We start from the raw sequence: 19,639 nt of genomic DNA, 5'->3' as shown, positions 1-19,639 counted from the left end.
AGCGAGCCGATGGATCAATAATGGGGCGGGGGCTGATCGTCCTCCGCTTCCCCCGGCATGGATGCCGCCAGGTCGGCCTGCCGACGCGCCAACAACTCCAGCGCCCGCTGCAATCTCTCCAGCTCCAACTCCTGACGACTCACCACATCGTTCAACGCCTGTATGGTGTCATCCTGGAAAGCCAGCCGGGTTTCCAACTCGTCCATCCTGTTTACCAGCTCGTCACTCATCGACTGAACCGCTCCGCATAGGTGAAGTTGGCTGTCAACACTGCCTGCAAACGGCTGACACACTCATTCAATTGTTCTTCGCCATAGGCTACTGGCGGCAACTTGCCCCACACTGGTGCAGGCCATGCCGGGTCCTCCCGATAACGAACAATATGATGAATATGCAACTGACTGACCATATTGCCTAATGCGGCGACATTGATCTTGTGCGCAGCAAAACCATCTTTCAGGGCCTCGGCCAGCCAGCAGGACTCATTCAACAACTGAACTCTATCCTCTTGATCCAATTGGAATATTTCAGTGACATCCTCCCTGCGCGGCACCAGGATGAACCAAGGGAATTGACGGTCATTCATCAGCAGGAGAGTGCTTAACTCGAAGTCTCCTATCCAAATGCCATCATTGACGAGCTGTGAATGAAGATTGAACATATGCAGATCCTTGGAAGATAGCTGTTTGGTTATAAAGACAGGGCAAGAGCATGATGCATATCAAGGGAAACAGCGACTGGCTGTGCTACGCTTGTGAGCAATAATAATACATCAAGCGTTCGAAGAAGACGCTATGACATGAATGCGCATGAACACCCGCATTCAACTGGCGGCTTTCGCGTTTGCGACTTTGATGCTTTACTCAATGCGATACGCAATTCAAAGAATCCGCTTGACGATAGTGAATAGACCAGAGCGCACGTTCTTTTACTGGAAGGAGCAAATAATATGAAAAATGCTGTCAAATGGAGTTCTGTTGCCCTGGCTGTGGCCATGGCGAACGGTCTCATCGCCACTCAAGCTGTCGCGCAGGGTGAAGGCTTCGTCGAAGGTGCCTCCGCCACTCTGAGCAACCGCACCGGCTACTTCAACCGCGACTTCAGGAACAATGCCGCCGGCCAGAGCAAGGCCGAAGAAACGGCCACCGGTTTCGTCCTCGACTTCCGCTCCGGCTATACCCAGGGCAACATCGGCCTGGGCGCCGACGTCATGGCACTGGCCGGCATCAAGCTGGACAGCGGTCGCGGTCGCGCCGGCACTGGCCTGCTGCCGATCGACAATGACGGTTCCGTGCCGGACGAGTACTCCGAGATCCGCGGTGCAGTAAAGGCTAACATCGCCGGTGATACCGTGCTGCGCTACGGCTTCCACATGCTGGAAAACCCGATCCTCAATTACGAGGACTCGCGCCTGCTGCCCAGCCACTACTTCGGCTACAGCATCACCAATACTTCCATCGATGGCCTGATGCTCGAAGCAGGCCGCATGACCGACCGTGGCGATATGGACGGCTCTTCCCAATTTGATGGCCCCTATCGTCATTCCAGCCTTAACATCGACCACGACAAGGTGACCTACCTGGGTGGTACCTATGCGTTCACCGACAACCTCAGCGCCTCGCTGTATACTTCTAAGTCGGAAGACCTGTGGAAGCGTCATTATGCCGGCCTCACTCATGTCTGGGACTTCGGCAATGGTCTGGACCTGACTACCGACCTGTCCCACTATCAGACCTCCGATGATTCACCTGCAGCGGCAGTCAACGCCGACACCGGGCTACCAGCCGACTATGACAACAAGGCTACCTCCCTGGCCTTCACTCTTGGTGCTGGCTTCCACGATTTCACTGTGGCCTATCAGCGCATGGGCGGCGATGCCGGCTTCGCCTATGACGACTACAGCATCTATCTGGCCAACTCGGTGCAGGTCGTCGACTTCAACGCCAAGGACGAGCGTTCCTGGCAGGCTCGCTATGACTACGACCTCGAAGGCGTGGGCATCCCTGGGCTGACCTTCATGACCCGCTATATCAAGGGCAACAACATCGATGCGCCGGCTGGCGTCAGCGATTCGCGCTGGGAGCGCGACACCGAGATCCGCTACACCCTGCAGAGCGGCTTCTTCCAGGGTATCGACCTGGTATGGCGCAACGCGACCGTACGCCAGGACAGCCTGCTGGACGGTGGCGACATCGACGAGAACCGCCTGTACGCATCCTACACCTGGAACCTGCTCTAAGCGGCTCCAGCGCAGCGATGCAGAAAAACCCGGCTCCGGCCGGGTTTTTCATGTCTGGACGCACCTGCACCATACCCACCCACGAGGCCAGCGGTTGCCGCCGTCGACGACCACCTTGCCAGGCTATACGCCGCATGGGGACGAACGTACAATAAGCCCCATTCTCCGATCATCGATTCCAGGACGTTCTGCACCCATGCGTACCAGCCAGTATCTTATTTCCACCCTCAAGGAAACCCCCGCCGATGCGGCCGTGGTCAGCCACCAGTTGATGCTGCGCGCCGGCATGATCCGCCGGATCGCCTCCGGCCTGTATACCTGGCTGCCGATGGGGCTGCGTGTACTGCGCAAGGCCGAGGCTGTGGTCCGCGATGAAATGAACAAGGCCGGCGCACTTGAAGTGCTGATGCCAGCCATCCAGCCTGCAGAGTTGTGGCAGGAGTCGGGCCGCTGGGAAGAATACGGCCCCGAACTGCTGCGCCTGAAGGATCGTCATGATCGCGAGTTCTGCGTGGGACCGACCCATGAGGAAGTGGTTACCGAGCTGGCACGCAACGAAATCACCAGTTACAAGCAGTTGCCGCTGAACCTGTACCAGATCCAGACCAAGTTCCGTGACGAGATCCGGCCGCGTTTCGGCCTGATGCGCGCACGCGAGTTCCTGATGAAGGATGCCTACTCCTTCCATCTGGACCAACCGTCCATGCAACAGACCTACGACACCATGTACCAGGCCTATTGCAACGTCTTCAGCCGGCTGGGCCTGGAATACCGCCCGGTCGTGGCCGACAACGGCTCCATTGGTGGCGAAGGCTCCCATGAGTTCCATGTGCTCGCCGAATCCGGTGAGGACGCTATCGTATTTTCCGACTCGGGCAGCTATGCCGCCAATATCGAAAAGGCCAGCGCCCAGCCGCCCCAAGGCGAGCGCCCCGCTCCCGCCCAGGACAAGACACTGGTCGACACCCCGGACCAGCGCACCATCGAGGCGGTGTGTGAACTGCTGGGCCTGCCCGCAGAGCGCACCGTCAAGTCGCTGATCGTGCTCGGCGCCGCCGAAGAGGGCAAGCCGCAGCCGCTGGTGGCCCTGATACTGCGTGGCGATCATGAACTGAACGAGATTAAGGCCGAGAACCATCCGGCGATCCAGGCGCCGCTGACCTTCGCCAGCGAAGCACAGATCGAACAGGCACTCGGTTGCAAGCCCGGCTCCATCGGTCCGGTGGGCATGAACATCAAGGTCATCGCCGATCACAGCGCTGCCCATCTGGCGGATTTCGTCTGTGGCGCCAACCAGGACGGCAAGCACTTCGTTGGGGTGAACTGGGAACGCGATGCGCGTTTTGACGAAGTGGCCGACCTGCGCAACGTGGTGGAAGGCGATATCAGCCCGGATGGCAACGGCACCCTGGTGATCAAGCGCGGTATCGAGGTGGGGCATATCTTCCAGCTCGGCCGCAAGTACAGCGAAGCCATGCAGTGCACCGTCCTCAACGAGCAGGGCAAGACCTCCACCCTGCTGATGGGTTGCTACGGTATCGGTGTGTCCCGCGTGGTCGCTGCTGCCATCGAGCAGAACCATGACCAGCGCGGCATTCTCTGGCCGGACGCCCTGGCGCCCTTCCAGGTGGCCCTGGTGCCGATGAAGATGGAAAGCTCCGAAGCGGTGCGCAACGCTACCGAACAGCTGTATCAGCAATTGCAGCAGGCCGGCGTCGAAGTGCTGCTGGACGACCGCGACAAGAAGGTCAGCCCCGGCGTCAAGTTCGCCGACATGGACCTGATCGGCATCCCCCACCGCGTGGTCATCAGCGACCGCGGCCTCGCCGAAGGCCAACTGGAGTACAAATACCGTCGGGACCAGGAGGCCAGCAATGTGCCGGCGGCCGACATGCTCGACTTCCTGCTCCAGCGCACGGGTCGCCAATGACCACCAATAGCATGCGGCAGCCTGTGCTGCCGTGGCTGCTCTGGCTGTGTGCCGGCCTCACCTTGAGCGCCTGCAGCAACCAGCAGCCACAGCCTCCCGGGGCGGTGACGGTGCGGGTCGAACGCACCCTGGTCAGCCACAACCTGCGCATCGATGCCGGCGAGCAACTGGTGCTGACCTCGCCCCAGCGCACTGTCCGGATCACCGAGCAGCAGCTGCACCAGGTCACCGAGTTCGATGCCGCGGACCGGCCGGTCAACAGTCATGAGAGTTATCAGGCCGTACCATGGGATACCCAGCCAGTCACCCTGATCGCCGAAGGCAAACGCTTCTCCCTGCTGACCGATCATGACGGCATGCTGCGTCTGAACCTGCTGGACGAGCAGTTCATCGAGCTGGACTTCGAGAGCCTGCGGGTAGTCCAGCTGGTGGCCCGGGCCACGCCCACGGTGGTCGCCGAACAGAACCTGCTGGTCAGCCGCGAGCTGCGGGCGGTACTGCAGGAAGCGGTCACGCTGGTGCATGACAGCCTCGAGGAAAGCGATGTCGAACAGTGGGTCTACCGGGTCCGGCGCCTGAACGAGCTGGGCCTGAACGAGGAGTCCACACAGTTGGAAAACATGCTGATCCTGCTGACGGTGGGCGACCCCGAACTGCAGGCCGAATTCACCCACGCCCTGGAACACAGCGAACGACCCTGACATGCCGCGCAACACATGGATGGTGTTCTGCCTCACCCTGAGCCTTGCGCCTGCGGCGGTGGCAATCAATCAGAGCCAGCCGGTCGATCCCGAGCTGCGGGCACTGCTGATGCAGGCAGTGTCCCAGGCCGACAGCTTTGCCGACGCCTTCGATGCCCAGGTCTGGCTACTGGACATGTCCACCCGGCTGCGACGCTATATCCCCGATGAGCAGGAGCGCCTGCGCTTCCTGCGCCTGGTACACCGCGAGGCCCGCCACGCCGGTCTGAAACCCGACCTGGTGCTGGCGGTAATCCATGTGGAAAGCCTGTTCGACCGCTACGCCCTGTCCCGCGTCGGCGCCCAGGGCATCATGCAGGTGATGCCGTTCTGGAAAGCCGAGCTGGGCCGACCGGAAGACAATCTCATCGACCTGGCGACCAACCTGCGCTATGGCTGCACCATCCTCAAATACTACCTCGACCTGGAAAAAGGCGACCTGCGCCGCGCCCTGGCCCGCTACAACGGCAGCCTGGGCAGTCACCGTTATCCGGACAAGGTGCAGGATTACTGGTATCGGTATTGGTATGTGAGGGAGTAGCTCCCCCCTCTCCCCCGGCCCCTCTCCCGCAAGGGGCGAGGGGTGACTCGCGCTGGGGCGTGCGTGTTTATCCTGAGCATTCCGTGGCGCTGCTGAACACGCTGCGGGGCACATCGCACCAAGCACGGAGTCGTTAAATGGAGTGAGTCATAAACCAGGGGTTTTTCACCAACGGTTCAAGCAGGAGATGCACAACATATCCGGCGCGAGTCACCCCTCGCCCCTTGCGGGGCGAAAGCGGGAAAAGCGAAGCACTGCTTCGCCCGCTTGAGCGCCCTGAGCTCTGCGAAGGGCCGGGGCGCGGAGCGGGGGCCGGGGGAGAGGGGGAAAGCAGCCCCACTCACTCCAACAACACCAACAAACTCCGCTCGGTCTGCGGCCCCGGCAAACTATGCTGCAACTCACCCTGCGGGTTGAATACATAGGTGGTCGGCAGTACCTGCGGACGCTCCAGGCCAAGGCTGTCGGCAAAGTCCTGACCCATCACCGCGAATTGGATGTCCATCTTCTGTGCCAGCGCAAGCAACGCATCACCGCTGACCCCATCGTAGTTGACCCCCAGCACAGTGACCTCAGGGCGCTCCGCCAGGCGGTTGAACTCCGGCAGCTCATGCAGGCAGGGCGCGCACCATTCAGCCCAGTAGTTCACCACCACCCACTGATCCTGCAGATCCGCATGGCTCAACGAATTGCCCTGATGATCCAACCACTGTTGCTCGCTACAGCCACCCAGGGCCAGAATGACAGCCAACATACCACCGCAGAACCACGCCTTCATGATGCCTCCTCGGTCTTGAGCCCGGCCTTGCCATCCTCGCTCAGCCAGCTTTTCACACTGCCGGCCATGATCCGCTGACGGCAGCCTTCCAACTCGGTCAGCGCCTCGCGCAGCGGCGGGTACCAGCTGTCTCCGCCCTGCAGCGACAGGGGTAGCGAGGCTACCGCCGGTAGCGACTCCGGCAGTTCCTCCAGCAGCGTGGAGAGTTCCAGCAAATCAAGGTCACGGCTCAGTACATAGCCACCCTGCTGGGCGCGGGTGATGATCTGCCGGCTTTCCAGCCATTCGGTCAACTGCAGCCAGAGATCCTCGGGCATGGCCCAGCCTGCGGTGTTAACCCTGGCCAGGTCGACAGTATGGCCATTCTTCTGCGCCTGCAGAAACACCCGCAGCAATGCCAACAGGCTGACCAGCCACGGATAGGCCACCCGCTGCCAGGCGGCACTGCTGCCCAGGTTGCACACCAGTTCGGCGCCGAACAGGATGATCATCCAGGCGACATAGATCCACAGCAGGAACAACGGGAAGGTGGCAAAAGCACCGTAGATCAGCTGGAAGCTGGGAAACAATGCGACATACAGCGCGAAGCAGGCCTTGGCGCCCTCGAACAGCAACGCCACCAGCACTCCGCCGGCGAAGCCATGCTTGAACCGCACCCGGGTGTTGGGTACCGCGACGAAGATCAGGGTAAAGGCCGCGATGCTCAGCAGCAGCGGCAGCCAGCCCAGCAGTTGCTTCCACGCCGAGGCCAGCACCGCGTCACCGGACAGGAAGGACAGGGAAGCCAGGTAGGTACTGACCACGAACCCGGCACCCAGCAGCAGCGGCCCCAGGCTCAGCACCGCCCAGTACAACAGGAAACTGGACAGCCCACGCCGGGGCCGGCGGATGCGCCATATGGCGTTGAAGGATTTCTCGATATTCAGCAGCATCATGAACGCAGTCACCATCAACACCGCCACGCCGATACCGGTCAGTTGCCGGGCCTGCTGGGAAAACTCACTGAGATATTCGCGCAATGCCGCTCCGGTCGAGGGCACGAAGTTGTCGAAGATGAACGCCTCGATCTGCCCTCCCACCTGGTTGAACGCCGGTATCGCCGCCAGCATCGCATAGGTGACGGTCATCACCGGCACCACCGCGAACAGCGTGGTATAGGTCAGTGCAGCGGCATTCTTCGGGCAATTATCCTCGCCGAAGCGGCGCAGCAGATAACGACAGAAATACACCAACTGTTGGATTCGACGCGGCATTAAGGCTCCCTTGGTTCCCTGACAGCCAGTGCTTTAATGCTTAGAATAGCGGTCATGCCCCGCCCAAGCCACCGGCTTGACGGACCCTACCGGATCTGAATGGAGATTGCCATGTCCCGGGTATGCATCTATCACAACCCCCGCTGCTCCAAATCGCGCCAGGCGTTGGCCCTGCTCGAACAACAGGGCGAGGAGCTGGAAGTCATCCACTACATCGACACTCCGCCGGACAGCGCCACGCTCAGCGCCCTGTTGCAACAGCTCGGGCTCGGCGCCCGGGATCTGATGCGCAAGGGCGAGGATACCTACAAGGAGTTGAAACTGGACAACCCCGACCTCAGCGAAGCGGAACTGGTCCAGGCCATGGTCGACTATCCGCGCCTGATCGAGCGTCCCATCGTCATCCGCGACGGCAAGGCGATCATCGCCCGGCCGCCGGAAAAGGTACTGGAGCTGTACGCATGAGTGATCCCTACGTTCTGGTGTTGTACTACAGCCACAACGGCGCCACTGCCAAGATGGCCCGACTGATTGCCGAAGGTATCGAGCAGGCCGGCCTGGAGGCGCGCCTGCGTACCGTCCCCAAGGTATCCCCCGAGACACGCGCCAGCGCCCCTAAAGTACCCGACAGCGGCGCTATCTACTGTACCGAAGACGACCTGAAGAACTGCTCGGCGCTGGTGCTTGGCAGCCCAACCCGCTTCGGCAACATGGCCGCACCGCTGAAGTATTTCATCGACGGCACCAGCAGCCTGTGGCTGTCGGGCAGCCTGTCCGGCAAGCCGGCGGCGGTGTTCACCACCACCGCCAGCCTGCACGGTGGCCAGGAAAGCACCCTGCTGTCGATGCAGCTACCCCTGCTGCACCACGGCATGTTGCTGGTCGGGCTGCCCTACAGCGAAAGCGCGCTGACCGAGACCCGTGGCGGCGGTACGCCCTACGGCGCCAGCCATCTGGCCGGCAGCGATGGCGCGCGCCCGCTGGACGGGCATGAAACCACGCTGTGCCGAGCCCTCGGCAAGCGGGTGGCCACGGTCACCCGTCAGCTGCTGGCCGGAGCCGCCCATGTCCCGAGCTGACAAACCACTGCCACCCCTGCACTACCTGGAGCCACGCATACGCCTGAGCCGCCTGCTCGCGGCGCTGGGCTATGCCGGTCTGCTGCTGTGCCTGTTCATCTACAACGCCTTCATCGCCAACCTGCATGGCGCCAACCCGCTGGTGATTCTCGGCGTGTTGCTGGTGCCACTGCTGATCTTCCTGCCGGGCATCGCCAGCGGCAACGTACGCGCCCACGCCTGGCTGTGCTTCGCCATCAACCTGTACTTCATCTATGGCGTGCAGAGCTGCTTCGTACCGGGCAAGCAGCTGTATGGCGGAGTATTGGTGGGTACCAGCGTGCTGTACTTCATCGCCGCGCTGGGCTATGTGCGCTGGAGCTTCCAGGCGCAGAGAGTGCGGGCGGCAGCTACCAGCCCATCACCCGCTTGACAAAGGGAATGGTCAGTCGATGCTGGGCCTGCAGCGATGCCTGGTCCAGCTGTTCGAGCGCGGCGAACAGTTCGTTCATGCCACGGGCACCGCGGCTGAGAATATAGCGTGCCACCTCATCGGGCAGTTGCAGGCCACGGCGTTCCGCGCGCATCTTGAGCATCTGCTGTTTGCCCTCGTCATCCAGTGCCTGCAGCTGGAACACCAGCCCCCAACCCAGGCGTGACGCCAGGTCCGGCAGCTGCAGGCCGAGGCCCCGGGGCGCTGCGCTGGCCGACATCAGCATTCGCCCCTGGCGCTGCTGGATGCGGTTGTACAGATGAAATACTGCCTCTTCCCAGTCGGCCTGGCCAGCCAGCAGTTCCAGATCGTCCAGACATAACAGGTCGAGTTCTTCCATGCCATCCAGCAGCAGCGGACCATGCTCCAGTACCTCGCGCAGCGGCAGGTACATGGCCACCGCGCCCGCCTCGGCCATGCGGTGACAGGCCGCCTGCAGCAGGTGCGAGCGCCCGCTGCCCGGGGCGCCCCACAGATAGATGCAGCGCTCGGCCGGGATGTGCGACGGATCGGCCAGCTCCTGCAAGGCAGCCAGCACAGTGGCGTTGGCACCGGCGAAATAATTATCGAAGGTGGCTTCATCCCTGAGCTTGATACCCAGGGGAAGCTGAATAGGTTGGCCTGCGGACATCAGTTGCGCTCCGCCTTGTCATCTGCACTGCCGCGCATCGACCGTCCTTACCCGCGCCAGCGAAAGTAGAGTGTCGGCAAGGCCGGAGTCGGCGGCTGCACCGGCTGCACCTGCTCCGGCAGCGCTGCCTCCGGCTCGTCGGCACTGCCGGCAGCGTCGGCTGGCAGATGGTCGATGGCCAGTTCCCCCTCGATATCGGCAAATCCATCGTCAGCCGGGACTGTCGGCGTCATATCGAGTGCGGGCTCCGGCTCGACAACCGGCTCAGGCTCCGGCGGCGGCTCGGGAATGCGCTGCAAGCGCATGTCCAGGTTGAGCATGCGCTCCAGCTGCGCCTCGCTGCCGGGGAAGCTGACCTGCAGCAGCACGGTATCGCCATCGATCGCCAGCAGCCTGGGCTGCTGCTGGGTGCCCAGTTGCCGCAGCATGCGCAGCAGACCGGAGTAGGCTGCGACGCTGTCGATACCTTCGACCTGCAGTTGCCAGCCGGACAGCTCGCCACCGGCAGCCGTCCCGGCGGGAATCGCATACTGCTCGAATACCGCATCGGCCAGGCGCCGCATCAGCTCGTCGGCGGCCTGTTCAGCGGTCCCGCTGATGCGCCCGGAGTCACGCTGGTCGTTGAGCCACAATGTCCAGTTCAGGGTGGTCTGCTCATCCTCTCCGGCAATGGTCAGGGCCAGGGTGCCCTCCGCCGGATAGCGTTCACTGGCCTCGAGCAGCTCCTGCTGGCTGGCCTGGCGAATCAGCTCTTCGCTGACCAGCGCCATGTCCTGCAGGTCACCCAGCGGAAAACTCAGCGCCACCGCCCGATGCTGTGCCGCCTGCTTGAGACGCAGCGCCCAGGGCGCCACCGGATTCAGCGTCCGATCACCCAGCTCGCCGGTTTCCACCGCCCACAGCACTATTCCCGGCCGATTGCGACCCAGCGCAGGCTGATCGGCGTCCCTGAGCACCCTGCCCACCGCGTCAGGCTCGAACTCGATACGCAGTTGGCCGCCCTCGGCCGAGCCTATCCGCCGCATCAACTCCTGCGGCGTCTGCAATGCAGTGGCGATAGCCGGACGCTGCAGGTCCACCTTGTTACCGGCCAGGCGCTGCAACATCACGGTAGCGGCCTCACGCATGGCCTCGTCGCGGCTCTGGCCCTCTTCCTGGACCAGGCGCACCTGGTAGAGATCATCCAGCACCGCCGCCGCAACGGGTAGCGACGCCAGGGCGGCAGTGCACAACAGGAGCGCGCGGACTCTTTGCTTGAAACGCATGGGTAATTCCACCATCTGGTGTCTGCTGCCTGCCCCGAAGCGGCCATGAAACAGCGTCATAAAGCGCATACATTAAACAAGCGCCGCAGCGCCGGCAACCGCGGCCGGCCAAAGTCGCCCGGGCATGGTCGCGGCGGCCATGAATTTGCTACACTAGCGCGCTATATCGCGACAGCCTCAAGCCAGGCCAATCGCCTCCTCTTCTGATCACTCGAGACCCACGCATGAGCAGCCAAACGCCCTCCAAGCCTTCCATCAGTTACAAGGACGCCGGTGTCGATATCGACGCAGGCAACGCGCTGGTCGATCGCATCAAGCACGTCGCCAAACGCACCGCCCGCCCGGAAGTCATGGGCGGCCTGGGCGGCTTCGGCGCGCTGTGCGAGATCCCGGCGGGCTACCGGCAGCCGGTGCTGGTATCCGGCACCGATGGCGTCGGCACCAAGCTGCGCCTGGCGATGGACCTGGCCAGGCATGACCAGATCGGTATCGACCTGGTGGCCATGTGCGTCAATGACCTGGTGGTGTGTGGCGCCGAGCCGCTGTTCTTCCTCGACTACTACGCCACCGGCAAGCTGAATGTCGACGTCGCCGCCCAGGTGGTGACCGGCATCGGTGCTGGCTGCGAGCTGGCCGGCTGCGCCCTGGTCGGTGGCGAGACCGCCGAGATGCCCGGCATGTACGAAGGTGACGACTACGACCTGGCCGGTTTCTGCGTCGGCGTGGTGGAGAAGTCCGAGATCATCGATGGCAGCAAGGTGCAGCCCGGCGACGTGCTGCTGGCCCTGCCGTCCTCCGGCCCGCATTCCAACGGCTATTCGCTGATCCGCAAGATCATCGAGGTCGCCGGTGTCGATATCAATACCGTGCAACTGGACGGCCAGCCGCTGACCGACCTGCTGATGGCGCCGACCCGCATCTACGTCAAGGCACTGCTGCAACTGATCAAGCAGACCGGCGCGGTCAAGGCCATGGCTCACATCACCGGCGGCGGCCTGCTGGAGAACATTCCGCGCGTGCTGCCCGACAACGCCAGCGCCAGCATCGACCTGAGCAGCTGGCAACGCCCAGCCGTGTTCGACTGGCTGCAACAACAGGGCAACGTGGATGAAACCGAAATGCACCGCGTGCTCAACTGCGGCGTCGGCATGGTCATCTGCGTCGCTGCCGATCAGGCTGACCAGGCCCTGCAGGTACTGCAACAGGCCGGCGAACAACCCTGGATCATCGGCAGCATCGAGCAGGCCGATACCAGCGGCGAGGCTGTCGTACTGCGTAACGGCCGCTGATACGTGAGTTGCCGCACCGTCATACTGATTTCCGGGTCAGGCAGCAACCTGCAGGCCTTCATCGACAGCCTGCATCCGCAGCAGGCCAATATCGTCGCGGTGATCTCCAACCGCGCCGATGCCTATGGGCTGGAGCGGGCCGCGCGGGCCGGCATTGCCACCGAGGTACTGGATCATCGCGACTTCCCGGACCGGGCCAGCTATGACCAGGCGCTGGCCGCGTTGATCGACGCCCACACCCCCGAACTGGTGATCCTGGCCGGCTTCATGCGCATCCTCACCCCCGGCTTCGTCGCCCGCTATCATGGGCGGCTGCTGAATATCCACCCTTCGCTGTTGCCCAAGTACACCGGCCTGCATACCCACCGGCGGGCGCTGGAGGCGGGCGACTGCGAGCACGGCGCCACCGTGCACTTCGTCACCGAGGAGCTGGACGGCGGCCCGGCGATCATGCAATCGCACGTGCCGGTACTGGTCGATGACACCGCCGACAGCCTGGCCGAGCGCGTGCGCGAGACCGAGCACAGACTCTACCCGCAGGCTGCTATGCTGTACATCAGTGGCCGCCTGCGGCTGGTGGATGGTCACGCCTGCCTGGATGGCAACGCCATCGCACCCTGTGGCCTCAGGCTGGATCAATTCGAAACAGACATGCGAGGTCACCGCAATGACTGACAGCAGTTCGCTCTTGTTCCGCCGTCCTGGCCGCTGGTTGGCCGTCGCCGCGCTGAGCCTGGCCAGCAGCCTGACCATGGCCCAGGAACTGGTGCCCTTTACCGCCAGCTACGCCGCCGACATGAAGAATATCCCGGTCAACGGCGAAGCCACCCATAGCTTGCAGGCCAATGCCGATGGCACCTGGCAGTTGGCATTCCATGCCAGCATGTTCGTCGCTAGGCTGACCGAAGAGAGCGTACTGAAGCTGGAGAACGACCAGTTGGTCCCCCTCAACTACCGCTACGAGCGCAAGGGCCTTGGGCGCGGTCGAGTGACGACCCAGAGCTTCGACTGGGACGCAGGGTTGGTCAGCGGCGAACACAAGAAGGATGCCTTCAGCCTGCCAACCGAGCCCGGTCTGCTGGACAAGACCACCTATCAACTGGCTCTGCAACGTGATCTGGTCGCCGGCAAGAAGGAAATGACCTACCGCGTAGTGGATGGCGATGAGGTCGAGCAGTACCAGTTCCGCGTGGTCGGCGAACAGCGCGTCACCACCCGTAATGGCCAGTTCGATGCGGTTGAGGTCGAACGCGTGCGCGAACCCGGCGCCAAGCGCGAAACCACCCTGTGGTTCGCCAAGGACTGGCACTACCTGCTGGTGCGCCTGAGCCAGGTGGAGACCGACGGCCAGCATTACCAGATCGTACTCAAGGAAGCGACTCTGAATGGCGAGCCGGTGGTGGGCAAGCCAGTCAGGAGTAACTGAGCAGGCCTGCAGCCAGGCACCGGCGGTTCCGGTGGCTGCCAGTTCGCTGGCGTAGCGCAGGGGCGCTACACCCCCGGTTCGGGTTGTCGCGTCCCTGCGCGACGACGGGCCAGCACGGATACTGCAGGCAAACGAAAAAGGCGCCACGATCGGCGCCTTCTTCATATCAGCCATGCTCTCAGCCGATGAACTTCCCACCTGCCTCAGCACGCTTGACCAGGCCAGCCGCGGGCTTCCAGAACTCACCCTGGCGCTCTTCCAGCTCACGGATCTGTTGCAGTACCACATCCAGCCCCAGGCTATCGGCATAAGCCATGGGTCCGCCACGCTCGGCGGGGAAGCCGTAGCCGAAACGGTAAACGCGGTCGATATCCTCGGCACTCTCGGCAAAACCCTCGTCGAGAATCCGCGCGCCCTCATTGACCAGCGCCAGGATGCAGCGCTGCACGATTTCCTCGTCAGCCACATCGCGCTGGGTATAGCCCGCTTCTTCAGCTACTTCACGGGCCATCATGTCGGTTTCCGGATCATGGATGGCCTGGCGGCTACCCGGCTCGTAACGGTAGAAGCCATGACCACTCTTCTGGCCGAAACGCTCCATCTCGCACAGTCGGTTGTCCAGCCACACGATCGGCTCACCACGACCGAGGCCGGCCAGCTGGCGGGAGCGCCAGCCCAGGTCCACACCCACCACGTCATACATGCGGTACGGGCCCATGGCCATGCCGAAGCCCTGCAGCGCCTGGTCCACCTGCCACGGCGTAGCGCCTTCGAGCACCACCTCGCGGGACTGACGTGAATACATGGACAGCATGCGGTTGCCGATAAAGCCGTGGCAGTTGCCGGCCAGTACCGCTTCCTTGCCGATCTTCTTGCCGACCGCCAGGCAGGCATCCAGCACGTCCTGGGCAGTGGCCTTGCCACGCACCACTTCGAGCAGCTTCATGATATGCGCGGGGCTGAAGAAGTGCAGGCCCAGCACCTGGGCCGGACGCTGGGTCGCCGAAGCAATCTCGTCGATATCCAGATAGGAAGTGTTGGTGGCCAGGATGGCCGATGGCTTCACCGCTTTGTCCAGCTCGGCAAAGATGGTTTTCTTCAGGTCCATGTTCTCGTAGACGGCTTCGACTACCAGATCCATGTCCGCCAGGTCGGCGTACTGCTGCGTGGTGGAAATCCGCTGCACACGCGCCTGGGCTTCGGCCTCGTCGAAGCGCTGTTGGGCCACCGAGCGCTTGTAGACGTTGGCGATCTCGACCAGCCCCTTGTCCAGCATCTCGGCATTCACGTCCAGCCAGACCACCGGATAACCGGCGTTGACGAAATTCATGACGATGCCTCGACCCATGGTGCCAGCACCAATCACACCTACCTTTTTGATGTCCTCGAACGAAGCCATAGCAGCCCTTCTCCACAGTGTGTATTTATCGGAAATCGAATGGAGCAATACAGTACGAAAAAGCCGCGCCGAATAAAAACGAAACCCGCTGATGATGGGCATTCACAGTATGAATATTCCCCACTCCCCCCTTCAGCGAGAATTCTCCTATTTCGTCATTGCGAACCGCAAAGCGGTGAAGCAATCCACAAGCACGATGTCCCCCGGCCAGCACTGCATGGCCTGCCCCGATGGATTGCCACGCCCTACGGGCTCGCAATGACGGACGGAGTTGGACCAGACCGCGCTATGATGGATACGGTTTTCCCTAATCGTTTCAGTCGCTTACAATACCAGCCCGCAGTATCGGATATCCCGGTTCTCCATTGCTATAAGTCGTTCAATGTTCAGATCCTGTCGCCGTACCCTACTGGTTGTTCTTGCCTGCCTGTTCTGTCTTCCACCCTCTCTGGCCGCCGCGCCGGCCACCTTCGAAGCCGCCAAGGTGCAGGCCCGCCAGCAGGTCTACCATGACCGCAACGAGCATGGCAGCTTCTACTGTGGCTGCACCTGGGAATGGGCCGGGCGCTCCGGCGGCGTGGTGGATCACGCCAGTTGCGGCTACCAGACCCGTGCCCAGCCCAACCGCGCCAGCCGCATTGAGTGGGAACACATAGTGCCGGCATCGCTGTTCGGCCAGCAGCGCCAATGCTGGCAACAGGGCGGACGCAGCAACTGCAAGAACAGCGATCCGGCGTTCAATATCATGGAAGCCGACCTGCATAACCTGACTCCGGCCATCGGCGAAACCAATGCCGACCGCAGCAACTTCCGCTTCGGCATGCTGCCGGGTACGCCCTATCGGCATGGCCAGTGCGACTTCAAGGTGGAGTTCTCCGAGCGGGTGGTCGAGCCCCGCGACCAGGTCAAGGGTCAGATCGCCAGGGTCTGGTTCTACATGCATGACCGCTATGATCTGAACATGTCCAGCCAGCAGCAGCGGCTGTTGATGGCCTGGCACAACCAGCACCCGCCCACGAGCTGGGAACACGAGCGGGATCGACGCATCAGCCGGTTGATGGGGCACGGCAACCCCTTCGTCAGTGGCGAGCGGCAGTGGACGCTGAATCACCGCAACAGCGGCGATGGCCTGGTCAGCACCGCCAGACCGGCCGCCAGCGCACCGCGCAGCAGCGACATCCCGCAGGCAACCGCCACGCGTATCATCGGCAACCGCAACAGCAAGCTCTATCACCTGCCAGCCGGTTGCCCCGGTTACGCCCAGGTAGCGCAGAGGAATATCGTCTGGTTCGACAGCGAGACCGAGGCCCAGGCCAGTGGTTATCGCAAGGCGGGCAACTGCCGGTGAGGCAGGGAGAAGGGCTGCAAGCTACTCATCCGCCACCTTCTCCCCCACATCCTTGCCTTCGACCGAGGCATGCTCGATGGCCGCATTCAGCTCGGCGCCCAATAGCAGCACGGCAGCACTGATATAGAAATACAGCAGCAGGACGATGATGGCGCCAATGCTGCCGTAGGTCGCGTTGTAGTTGGCGAAGTTCTGCACATAGATGCCAAAGCCTATCGAAGCGGCAAGCCAGACGATCACCGCTATTACCGAGCCCGGGGTGATGAAGCGGAACTCCTGCTTCACATCCGGTGTGGCGTAATAGATCAGCGCCACCGCCAGCATCAGCAGCAGGATCGCCACCGGCCAGCGCAGCCAGGCCCAGATGACCACCAGCACCTGCTCCAGGCCGATCTGCGCCGCCAGCCATGTCATCACCTGCGGCCCCAGGGTCATGAAGCCGGCCGCCAGCAACAGCATGACAGCGATACCGATGGTATACAGCACCGACAGCAGGAACAGCTTCCAGCTGGGGCGCCCCTCCTCCACGCGGTAAGCCTTGTTCATCGCGTTCATCAGCGAGCGTACGCCAATCGAGGCGGTCCACAGCGCCAGCAGTATGCCGAACGACAGCAGCCCGCCCTGGCTCTGCTGCAACTGATCGATCACCGGGTTGACCTGGTCCAGCGCGATCGGCGGCAGCACCAATGCTGCCTGCTCGCGCAGCCAGTCGAAGAAATCGGGTAGATGCAGAAAGCCCAGCATGGCCATGAGAAACAGCACGAAGGGAAAGATCGAAAACAGCGCCCGATACGCCAGTGCTGCGGCATAGGTGGACATGTCGTCCTCGCTGAAGGCCTTGGCGGTCCGCTTCACTATGGTCAGCGCCCCGGCGTTGCGCAGTTTCAGAAAAGACATCTTCTCTCCCCGTTGATCATCCGTCCCTTATCTGGGACGACCGTACCGGCTAAAAGTTTGCAGAACCTTGTCATGCGGGTTCGTCGGCCGACGCCTTTACAAATGTAGCAATTTATTACCGAATGAAAATATAATGATAAGGATTTTCATTTACTAGAGTTCTCCTCCATGCATCCATCCCGGCTGACCTTGACCGTCCTGTCACTCTCCTTCGCACTCCATCCTCACCTGGCAACCGCCCAGGATACCGACAACCCGGATGATCCCCTGGCCCTGCCCGCAATGGAAGTCCGTGCCAGTGCCGATGCTTCCGCCGAGGGGCTGCCGCCCGCCTATGCCGGAGGCCAGGTGGCCAAGGGCGGCCGGGTCGGTCTGCTGGGTAACCAGGACAACATGCAGACGCCATTCCAGATCACCAGCTACACCCAGATGTTGATCCAGGACCAGCAGGCTGCCAGTGTCGCCGATATCGTCGAGAACGACCCGGCGGTACGCAGCGCCCGGGGCTTCGGCAACTTCCAGCAGGTGTACATGGTGCGTGGCCTGCCGATCTATTCCGATGACATGTCCTACAACGGACTGTACGGCCTGCTGCCCAGGCAGTACCTGGGCGCCGAGCTGATCGAGCGGGTCGAAGTGCTGCGTGGCGCCAATGCCTTCCTCAACGGCGCCGCACCGGGCGGCAGCGGACTGGGAGGTGCTATCAATATCGTGCCCAAGCGCGCACCCAATCAACCGCTGAACCAGATCAGCGCCGGGGTACGCTCGGGTGACCAAACCTATATGGCCGGCGATTTCGCCCGGCGCCTGGCCGATGACCGCATCGGTATACGGCTGAATGTTGCTCGCCGCGATGGTGGTACTGCCATCGATGGGGAGTCCACCGAGCTGAGCCTGTTCACCCTGGGCCTGGATTACCGTGGCGAGCGCCTGCGTCTCTCCGCCGACCTGGGGCACCAGGATCATCAGCTCGATGATATCCAGCCGAGCATCAGAATCGCACCGGGGGTGGATATCCCTTCTGTACCGCGCCCGGACAAGAGCATCGCCCAGCCCTGGACCTTCTCCAATGCGCGTGACACCTTCGGTACCTTGCGCACCGAGTACGACTTCAATGATCAACTGACCGGCTGGCTGGCCGCTGGCATGCGCAGCGGCGACGAGTCCAGCGCCTTGACCACCCCCACAGTGCAGGACCTGGCCGGCAATACCACTGGCACACGCTTCAGCGGCGTGCGCGAAGACCGGGTCAAGACCGGTGAAGCAGGCCTGCGCAGCCGTTTCGATACCGGCAGCATCGGCCATAATGTGACGCTGTCCGGCTCGGTCTACCGCATGGATTCACGTAATGCCTACCAGTTCTCCGATTCCTTTGCCGGGAATATCTATCAGCCGATCGATGTGCCCTCGCCCCCAACCGCCTTGGTTGGCGGCAGTTTCGATCACCCCCTGGTCACCGATGAAACCCGCACCTCCAGCCTGGCCCTGGCCGATGTGCTGTCGTTCATGGACGAGCGGCTGCTGATCACCCTCGGCGCGCGTTACCAGAAGATCCGCAGTTACAGCTACGACTACAATAACGGTGCGCGCAACGGGGCCTATTCGGAAAGTGCGATCACGCCGGTAGCGGGCGTGCTCTACCAACTGACACCTCAGGTGTCGGTCTACGCCAACCATATCGAAGGTCTGGTCAAGGGTGATGTGGCGCCGGCCAACGCCGGCGGCAATCCGGTCATCAATGTCGGCGAGATACTGGCGCCATACAAGACCCGGCAGAATGAAGTGGGCATGAAGTATGACGGCGGACGCCTCGGCGCCAGCCTCGGTCTGTACCAGAGCCGCAAGCAGATCGCCGGGGTGGAAGATGGCATCTATGGCGTGATCGGCCACCAGCGCAACCGTGGTCTGGAGCTGTCGCTGTTCGGCCAGGCCACCCCAGGCCTGGCGGTGCTGGGCGGCGTCAGCCTGCTGGACAGTGATGTCGAAGGCAACGATGCCATCGGCGCGCCAAGGCTGCAGGCCAATGTCGGCTTCGACTGGATGGTGCCGGCGCTCAGCGGGTTGTCGCTGGATGCCCGCGCCATTCACACCGGCAGCCAGTACGCCGATGCCGAGAACCAGCAGAAACTGCCATCCTGGACCCGCTTCGACGCCGGCCTGCGCTACAACATGCTGCTCGATGGCGACCAGCAACTGACGCTACGGGCCAGGGTCGAGAACCTGGCGGACAAGGAGTACTGGGCGACGGCGGGCGGCTATCCCGGTGACGGTTCACTGATGATCGGTGCGCCGCGCACCTTCATCCTGTCCACCACCCTGGACTTCTGAGGGCGGTCCTGAGCGGCACCGCAG

At 62.5% G+C, this 19,639-nt stretch carries 20 protein-coding genes; 12 read left to right on the top strand and 8 right to left on the bottom strand.

Translation table 11 applies throughout. From position 1 onward, the window contains the following. Window positions 1-14: 14 nt before the first annotated feature. Window positions 15-230, bottom strand: a complete 216-nt coding sequence (locus tag H6X51_RS07460; RefSeq protein WP_185266909.1) for a SlyX family protein — start codon at window positions 228-230, stop codon at window positions 15-17. Next, window positions 227-661: an HIT domain-containing protein gene (locus tag H6X51_RS07455; protein ID WP_185266908.1), complete on the bottom strand. Its 435-nt coding sequence runs from the start codon at window positions 659-661 to the stop codon at window positions 227-229. Before H6X51_RS07455 ends, H6X51_RS07460 begins: the two co-directional genes overlap by 4 nt. Before the next feature lie 288 nt (window positions 662-949). On the opposite strand from H6X51_RS07455, the gene H6X51_RS07450 reads away from it, so the two are divergent. From H6X51_RS07450 to H6X51_RS07435, 4 genes are all read left to right on the top strand, one after another. After that, window positions 950-2,239, top strand: a complete 1,290-nt coding sequence (locus H6X51_RS07450; protein WP_185266907.1) for an OprD family porin — start codon at window positions 950-952, stop codon at window positions 2,237-2,239. Between the two features lie 196 nt (window positions 2,240-2,435). Next, window positions 2,436-4,169: a proline--tRNA ligase gene (locus H6X51_RS07445; RefSeq protein WP_185266906.1), complete on the top strand. Its 1,734-nt coding sequence runs from the start codon at window positions 2,436-2,438 to the stop codon at window positions 4,167-4,169. Beyond that, entirely contained in the window at window positions 4,166-4,870 is a 705-nt protein-coding gene (locus H6X51_RS07440) for a hypothetical protein (protein ID WP_185266905.1), read from the top strand. Before H6X51_RS07445 ends, H6X51_RS07440 begins: the two co-directional genes overlap by 4 nt. Before the next feature lies 1 nt (window position 4,871). Beyond that, window positions 4,872-5,450 (top strand): lytic transglycosylase domain-containing protein, encoded by a 579-nt coding sequence (locus tag H6X51_RS07435; RefSeq protein ID WP_185266904.1) that lies wholly within the window; start codon window positions 4,872-4,874, stop codon window positions 5,448-5,450. Window positions 5,451-5,790: 340 nt separating this feature from the next. On the opposite strand, the gene H6X51_RS07430 is transcribed toward H6X51_RS07435, so the two are convergent. Further along, entirely contained in the window at window positions 5,791-6,228 is a 438-nt protein-coding gene (locus H6X51_RS07430) for a TlpA family protein disulfide reductase (RefSeq protein ID WP_185266903.1), read from the bottom strand. Then, on the bottom strand, window positions 6,225-7,481 hold the full coding sequence (locus H6X51_RS07425; RefSeq protein WP_185266902.1) for a YihY family inner membrane protein: 1,257 nt from the start codon (window positions 7,479-7,481) through the stop codon (window positions 6,225-6,227). The genes H6X51_RS07430 and H6X51_RS07425 overlap by 4 nt, the downstream gene beginning before the upstream one ends. A 111-nt stretch (window positions 7,482-7,592) precedes the next feature. Here H6X51_RS07425 and arsC point away from each other — a divergent pair, with 111 nt between their 5' ends. The 3 genes from arsC to H6X51_RS07410 are packed head-to-tail and all read left to right on the top strand — an operon-like array spanning window position 7,593 to window position 8,972. Next, the gene (gene arsC, locus H6X51_RS07420) at window positions 7,593-7,946 is read left to right on the top strand and encodes an arsenate reductase (glutaredoxin) (protein WP_185266901.1); all 354 of its coding nucleotides are present in this window, start codon (window positions 7,593-7,595) and stop codon (window positions 7,944-7,946) included. Beyond that, entirely contained in the window at window positions 7,943-8,560 is a 618-nt protein-coding gene (gene wrbA, locus H6X51_RS07415; protein WP_185266900.1) for an NAD(P)H:quinone oxidoreductase, read from the top strand. Before arsC ends, wrbA begins: the two co-directional genes overlap by 4 nt. After that, window positions 8,547-8,972 carry a DUF2069 domain-containing protein gene (locus tag H6X51_RS07410; RefSeq protein ID WP_185266899.1) on the top strand — a complete coding sequence of 142 codons (426 nt, stop codon included), beginning with the start codon at window positions 8,547-8,549 and terminating at the stop codon, window positions 8,970-8,972. Before wrbA ends, H6X51_RS07410 begins: the two co-directional genes overlap by 14 nt. Here the strand turns inward: H6X51_RS07410 and hda are convergent. Both hda and H6X51_RS07400 read right to left on the bottom strand, forming a co-directional pair. Continuing rightward, window positions 8,950-9,663, bottom strand: a complete 714-nt coding sequence (gene hda / locus H6X51_RS07405; protein ID WP_185266898.1) for a DnaA regulatory inactivator Hda — start codon at window positions 9,661-9,663, stop codon at window positions 8,950-8,952. The two genes, H6X51_RS07410 and hda, sit on opposite strands and share 23 nt — an antisense overlap. 47 nt (window positions 9,664-9,710) lie before the next feature. After that, on the bottom strand, window positions 9,711-10,928 hold the full coding sequence (locus H6X51_RS07400) for a DUF2066 domain-containing protein (RefSeq protein ID WP_185266897.1): 1,218 nt from the start codon (window positions 10,926-10,928) through the stop codon (window positions 9,711-9,713). Between the two features lie 224 nt (window positions 10,929-11,152). Between H6X51_RS07400 and purM the strand changes: the two genes are divergently transcribed. Genes purM through H6X51_RS07385 form a run of 3 tightly spaced genes read left to right on the top strand, consistent with a single transcriptional unit; the run spans window position 11,153 to window position 13,643 of the window. Next, complete coding sequence (gene purM, locus H6X51_RS07395; RefSeq protein ID WP_185266896.1) at window positions 11,153-12,217, top strand: phosphoribosylformylglycinamidine cyclo-ligase; 1,065 nt, start codon at window positions 11,153-11,155, stop codon at window positions 12,215-12,217. Window positions 12,218-12,220: 3 nt separating this feature from the next. After that, window positions 12,221-12,892, top strand: coding sequence for a phosphoribosylglycinamide formyltransferase (gene purN, locus H6X51_RS07390; protein ID WP_185266895.1), 672 nt, complete (start codon window positions 12,221-12,223; stop codon window positions 12,890-12,892). Continuing rightward, window positions 12,885-13,643 carry a DUF3108 domain-containing protein gene (locus H6X51_RS07385; RefSeq protein WP_185266894.1) on the top strand — a complete coding sequence of 253 codons (759 nt, stop codon included), beginning with the start codon at window positions 12,885-12,887 and terminating at the stop codon, window positions 13,641-13,643. The genes purN and H6X51_RS07385 overlap by 8 nt, the downstream gene beginning before the upstream one ends. 178 nt (window positions 13,644-13,821) lie before the next feature. On the opposite strand, the gene H6X51_RS07380 is transcribed toward H6X51_RS07385, so the two are convergent. Next, window positions 13,822-15,042 carry a 3-hydroxyacyl-CoA dehydrogenase gene (locus H6X51_RS07380; RefSeq protein ID WP_185266893.1) on the bottom strand — a complete coding sequence of 407 codons (1,221 nt, stop codon included), beginning with the start codon at window positions 15,040-15,042 and terminating at the stop codon, window positions 13,822-13,824. A gap of 382 nt (window positions 15,043-15,424) precedes the next feature. On the opposite strand from H6X51_RS07380, the gene H6X51_RS07375 reads away from it, so the two are divergent. Beyond that, on the top strand, window positions 15,425-16,390 hold the full coding sequence (locus H6X51_RS07375) for an endonuclease (protein WP_185266892.1): 966 nt from the start codon (window positions 15,425-15,427) through the stop codon (window positions 16,388-16,390). A gap of 21 nt (window positions 16,391-16,411) precedes the next feature. On the opposite strand, the gene H6X51_RS07370 is transcribed toward H6X51_RS07375, so the two are convergent. After that, on the bottom strand, window positions 16,412-17,287 hold the full coding sequence (locus tag H6X51_RS07370; protein ID WP_185266891.1) for a YihY/virulence factor BrkB family protein: 876 nt from the start codon (window positions 17,285-17,287) through the stop codon (window positions 16,412-16,414). Window positions 17,288-17,455: 168 nt separating this feature from the next. Here H6X51_RS07370 and H6X51_RS07365 point away from each other — a divergent pair, with 168 nt between their 5' ends. Next, a complete protein-coding gene (locus H6X51_RS07365) occupies window positions 17,456-19,615 on the top strand; it encodes a TonB-dependent receptor (protein ID WP_185266890.1) in 2,160 nt (719 codons plus the stop codon). Window positions 19,616-19,639 lie beyond the last annotated feature (24 nt).

This window comes from Halopseudomonas xiamenensis (genome assembly GCF_014219065.1).
Classification (GTDB): domain Bacteria; phylum Pseudomonadota; class Gammaproteobacteria; order Pseudomonadales; family Pseudomonadaceae; genus Halopseudomonas; species Halopseudomonas xiamenensis.
This window is presented reverse-complemented; position numbering and strand designations above follow the sequence as displayed.